This window comes from Paracoccus salipaludis, assembly GCF_002287065.1.
Lineage (GTDB): Bacteria > Pseudomonadota > Alphaproteobacteria > Rhodobacterales > Rhodobacteraceae > Paracoccus > Paracoccus salipaludis.
Window position 1 is genome coordinate 1 of sequence record NZ_NSJZ01000042.1, and the last position, 5,612, is coordinate 5,612.

Genomic DNA, 5,612 nt, shown 5'->3' on the forward strand with positions numbered 1-5,612 from the left:
GATCGTTTCGGAGAGGTTTGCGTTTCTTTCCAGGTCTGGCGGTGACCTACTCTCCCACGTCTTGAGACGCAGTACCATTGGCGCGACGGCGCTTAACGGCCGAGTTCGGGATGGGATCGGGTGTTTCGCTCGTGCTATGGCCACCAGACCGGGGAAGAAACGCTCAGCGTTGCGGCTTTCGCCGCGTGTTGTCCAAGTTGATGCTGAGGAAGAAGGCAGGTCTGTCTTCTTCCGGATCAAATCAAGCCAATCGAGCCATTAGTACCGGTCAACTGAGCGCATTGCTGCGCGTACATCTCCGGCCTATCGACGTGGTGGTCTTCCACGGCTCTCAAGGGATACCTTGTTTTGAGGGGGGCTTCACGCTTAGATGCCTTCAGCGTTTATCCTGTCCGTTCATAGCTACCCTGCACTGCCGTTGGCACGACAACAGGTCCACCAGTGGAACGTTCACCCCGGTCCTCTCGTACTAGGGGCAACTCCTCTCAAGTATCCTACACCCACGGCAGATAGGGACCGAACTGTCTCACGACGTTCTAAACCCAGCTCACGTACCTCTTTAAATGGCGAACAGCCATACCCTTGGGACCTGCTCCAGCCCCAGGATGAGATGAGCCGACATCGAGGTGCCAAACGATGCCGTCGATATGGACTCTTGGGCATCATCAGCCTGTTATCCCCAGCGTACCTTTTATCCGTTGAGCGATGGCCCTCCCACTTGGGACCACCGGATCACTATGGCCGTCTTTCGACTCTGCTCGACGTGTCAGTCTTGCAGTCAGGCTGGCTTCTGCCATTGCACTCAACGAGCGATTTCCGACCGCTCTGAGCCAACCTTCGCGCGCCTCCGTTACTCTTTGGGAGGCGACCGCCCCAGTCAAACTACCCACCACGCAGGGTCCCGGACCCGGATAACGGGCCGCGGTTAGACATCAAGAAGGCGAAGGGTGGTATCTCAAGGGTGGCTCCACGGGAACTGGCGTCCCCGCTTCAAAGCCTACCACCTATCCTGCACATCACATTCCTGATGCCAGTGCGAAGCTATAGTAAAGGTGCATGGGGTCTTTCCGTCTAACCGCGGGAAGTCTGCATCTTCACAGACAGTTCAATTTCGCTGAGTCCACGTTTGAGACAGCGGGGAGATCGTTACGCCATTCGTGCAGGTCGGAACTTACCCGACAAGGAATTTCGCTACCTTAGGACCGTTATAGTTACGGCCGCCGTTTACCGGGGCTTCAGTTCGGAGCTTGCACCCCTCCCTTTAACCTTCCGGCACCGGGCAGGCGTCAGACTGTATACGTCGCCTTACGGCTTCGCACAGCCCTGTGTTTTAAGTAAACAGTCGCCACCCCCTGGTTTGTGCCCCCCGCCCATACTTGCGTACGAACGGGGCCTCCTTCTCGCGAACTTACGGAGGTATTTTGCCGAGTTCCTTAAACGTGGTTCTCTCAAGCGCCTTGGTATTCTCTACCAGTCCACCTGTGTCGGTTTCGGGTACGGTCTCATGGAGGGCTATTTCCAGGGACCCCGCAGCTGCCCGATCAATCCAGTAAGATCGAACAACCTCAAGGATCCGTCACCATCTCCTGGCCCAGGAATATTAACCTGGTTCCCATCGACTACGCCTTTCGGCCTCGCCTTAGGGGCCGGCTTACCCTGCTCAGATTAGCTTTAAGCAGGAACCCTTGGACTTTCGGCGACAGGGTCTCTCACCCTGTTTGTCGCTACTCATGTCAACATTCTCGCTTCTGATCACTCCACCGGATGCCTTACAGCCCGGCTTCACAGTCAGAACATTGCCTCCGTTGCCCCGAAGGGCAGAAGAGGCAGCGTTCCATATCACAGAACGCTCCGCTACCGCGCACTTGCGTGCACCCAAAGCTTCGGCTCGTGGCTTGAGCCCCGTTACATCTTCGCCGCAAGACCTCTTGACTAGACCAGTGAGCTGTTACGCTATCTTTAAAGGATGGCTGCTTCTAAGCCAACCTCCTGGTTGTTTTGGAAGTCTCACATGCTTTCCCACTTAGCCACGAATTGGGGGCCTTAGCTGTTGGTCAGGGTTGTTTCCCTCTCCACGACGGACGTTAGCACCCGCCGTGTGTCTCCCGATCAGTTCTTCCCGGTATTCGGAGTTTGCTTAGACTCAGTAAGGCTGTGGGCCCCCATCATCCATGCAGTGCTCTACCCCCGGGAGAATACAATCGAGGCGCTACCTAAATAGCTTTCGCGGAGAACCAGCTATCTCCAGATTTGATTGGCCTTTCACCCCTAGCCACACGTCATCCGGACCCTTTTCAACGGGTGTCGGTTCGGACCTCCAGTTGGTGTTACCCAACCTTCATCCTGCACATGGCTAGATCATCTGGTTTCGGGTCTGATCTATCTAACTCGAGCGCCCTTTTAAGACTCGCTTTCGCTGCGCCTCCACCTAACGGCTTAAGCTTGCTAGATAGACCAAGTCGTTGACCCATTATACAAAAGGTACGCCGTCACCCTTCAAGAGGGCTCCGACTGCTTGTAGGCGTCCGGTTTCAGAAACTGTTTCACTCCCCTCGTCGGGGTGCTTTTCACCTTTCCCTCACGGTACTGGTTCGCTATCGGTCAGCAAGGAGTACTTAGCCTTCGAGGGTGGTCCCCCGATCTTCAGACAGGATTTCACGTGTCCCGCCCTACTTAATGCGTCCGATCAACCTTCCCATACGGGGCTGTCACCCGCTCTGGCTGGCCTTTCCAGGCCATTCTGGTCAGTCTTACGGCTCGGCTGGTCCCCGTTCGCTCGCCACTACTAAGGGAGTATCTGTTGATTTCCTTTCCTCCGGGTACTTAGATGTTTCAGTTCCCCGGGTTCGCTCTTATAAGCCTATGTATTCAGCCTATAAGTACCTGGTCATGTCGGTTATTGACACCGCAGGGGTGACAATAACCAGCATTCAGGTGGGTTTCCCCATTCGGAGATCTTTGGATCAAAGCCTATTCCCGGCTCCCCAAAGCTTATCGCAGGGTATCGCGTCCTTCATCGCCTCTTGCTGCCAAGGCATCCACCAAACGCCCTTATCGCGCTTGATTTGACCCGGAAGAAGAAAGACCCGCATCCCTGCGGCGTCCGTCCCGAAGGACAATCCTCTTTCCAGATCAGCATGCAACTATTCCCGCCTTCGTTCATGCGAACGAAGACTTGGTTAGTGTACTTGACTTGGACAACGCCGCCGTTGGTTCTTGCGAACCACCGCACCCCCACTCGGGTGCGGCCGACAACGCTGATAATCTCTCTGAACGATGTGAACGCAGCGGCTTTCCCGCTGCACGCGTCCGACTGGACGGGAAAGCGCAACCGCTTTCCGATCAAGTCGAAGAAGTGATGGTGGAGCCTGACGGAATCGAACCGACGACATCCTGCTTGCAAAGCAGGCGCTCTACCAGCTGAGCTAAGGCCCCGAAGATGGCCGGCCGCTCATGGTGGGTCGAGATGGACTCGAACCATCGACCTCACGCTTATCAGGCGTGTGCTCTAACCACCTGAGCTACCGACCCATAGAGCCGGCAAACCTGCTCATGACACTTGACTGAAGGGATATGAGGACGGCCTGGCCGTGTGTGCCGCCCTGATCTGGGCAGCTGCTAAGTCGCTTTACGATGATGGCAAGCCATCATGCTAAAAGCTTCCTTAGAAAGGAGGTGATCCAGCCGCAGGTTCCCCTACGGCTACCTTGTTACGACTTCACCCCAGTCGCTGAGCCTACCGTGGTCCGCTGCCTCCCGTAAGGGTTAGCGCACGGCCGTCGGGTAGACCCAACTCCCATGGTGTGACGGGCGGTGTGTACAAGGCCCGGGAACGTATTCACCGCGTCGTGCTGTTACGCGATTACTAGCGATTCCAACTTCATGGGGTCGAGTTGCAGACCCCAATCCGAACTGAGATGGCTTTTGGGGATTAACCCACTGTCACCACCATTGTAGCACGTGTGTAGCCCAACCCGTAAGGGCCATGAGGACTTGACGTCATCCACACCTTCCTCCGACTTATCATCGGCAGTTCTTCCAGAGTGCCCAACTGAATGATGGCAACTGAAAGTGAGGGTTGCGCTCGTTGCCGGACTTAACCGAACATCTCACGACACGAGCTGACGACAGCCATGCAGCACCTGTCTCCAGGCCACCGAAGTGGAGACCCGATCTCTCGGGCTGTCCTGGGATGTCAAGGGAAGGTAAGGTTCTGCGCGTTGCTTCGAATTAAACCACATGCTCCACCGCTTGTGCGGGCCCCCGTCAATTCCTTTGAGTTTTAACCTTGCGGCCGTACTCCCCAGGCGGAATGCTTAATCCGTTAGGTGTGACACCGAACAGCATGCTGCCCGACGTCTGGCATTCATCGTTTACGGCGTGGACTACCACCGTATCTAATCCTGTTTGCTCCCCACGCTTTCGCACCTCAGCGTCAGTATCGAGCCAGTGAGCCGCCTTCGCCACTGGTGTTCCTCCGAATATCTACGAATTTCACCTCTACACTCGGAATTCCACTCACCTCTCTCGAACTCCAGACCAATAGTTTTGAGGGCAGTTCCGAGGTTGAGCCCCGGGATTTCACCCCCAACTTTCTGGTCCGCCTACGTGCGCTTTACGCCCAGTAATTCCGAACAACGCTAGCCCCCTCCGTATTACCGCGGCTGCTGGCACGGAGTTAGCCGGGGCTTCTTCTGCTGGTACCGTCATTATCTTCCCAGCTGAAAGAGCTTTACAACCCTAAGGCCTTCATCACTCACGCCCCATGGCTAGATCAGGGTTGCCCCCATTGTCTAAGATTCCCCACTGCTGCCTCCCGTAGGAGTCTGGGCCGTGTCTCAGTCCCAGTGTGGCTGATCATCCTCTCAAACCAGCTATGGATCGTCGGCTTGGTAGGCCATTACCCCACCAACTACCTAATCCAACGCGGGCCGATCCTTTTCCGATAAATCTTTCCCCCAAAGGGCGTATACGGTATTACTCTCAGTTTCCCGAGGCTATTCCGTAGAAAAGGGCACGTTCGGACGCGTTACTCACCCGTCCGCCGCTCACCCCGAAGGGCGCGCTCGACTTGCATGTGTTACCCCTGCCGCCAGCGTTCGTTCTGAGCCAGGATCAAACTCTCAAGTTGAAACGGCGTTAGCCGTATCCTTGACAGAAGAACCTCTGCACATCTGTCACCTGGACCTAACCAGGTAACCTTCTGTTCATCGTCCTCACTTGCGTGAGCCGACAAACAGTGAAGCTGACACTCTCATCATCGCCCAAGGGCTAGAGAGCCGATATGCGTCGGTGCTCCGGTCGAATGACCAAACCGCCCGCATATCCCTTCAGATATCTCGCAATGTCAAACAGCAGAGGAACAAAACAGACCGCAGTCGCCAATCCTACTTGGCGCCAACAGCCAGTCCGTCCCGAATTTCCAGTCGCCCCGTCGCCGAGGCAGGAACCCTATCTAGCGATCCCGCAGCCCACCGTCAAGAACCTTCTCGACAATCTTCCGCGGCGCCACCCAGGACCCCCCGGTTCCGCCTCCCGGCTTCCCCGTCCCTCCCAGCGTCCCCGCCGTTCGGTGAAGCGGTATCTAGGGGGAACAATCAGACAGGGCAAGC

Annotated in this window: 2 tRNA genes and 3 rRNA genes; all 5 read right to left on the bottom strand. The window is 56.2% G+C overall.

Going from position 1 to position 5,612, the window contains the following annotated elements:
- Positions 1 to 33: 33 nt before the first annotated feature.
- Positions 34 to 148, bottom strand: a 5S ribosomal RNA gene (gene rrf / locus CK240_RS17025).
- Positions 149 to 237: 89 nt separating this feature from the next.
- Positions 238 to 3,066 (bottom strand): 23S ribosomal RNA (locus tag CK240_RS17030).
- A gap of 293 nt (positions 3,067 to 3,359) precedes the next feature.
- Positions 3,360 to 3,435 (bottom strand) — tRNA-Ala (locus tag CK240_RS17035).
- A gap of 19 nt (positions 3,436 to 3,454) precedes the next feature.
- Positions 3,455 to 3,531, bottom strand: a tRNA-Ile gene (locus CK240_RS17040).
- A gap of 137 nt (positions 3,532 to 3,668) precedes the next feature.
- A 16S ribosomal RNA gene (locus CK240_RS17045) occupies positions 3,669 to 5,131 on the bottom strand.
- The 16S, 23S and 5S rRNA genes sit together here with 2 tRNA genes alongside, the layout of an rRNA operon.
- Between the last annotated feature and the right edge of the window lie 481 nt (positions 5,132 to 5,612).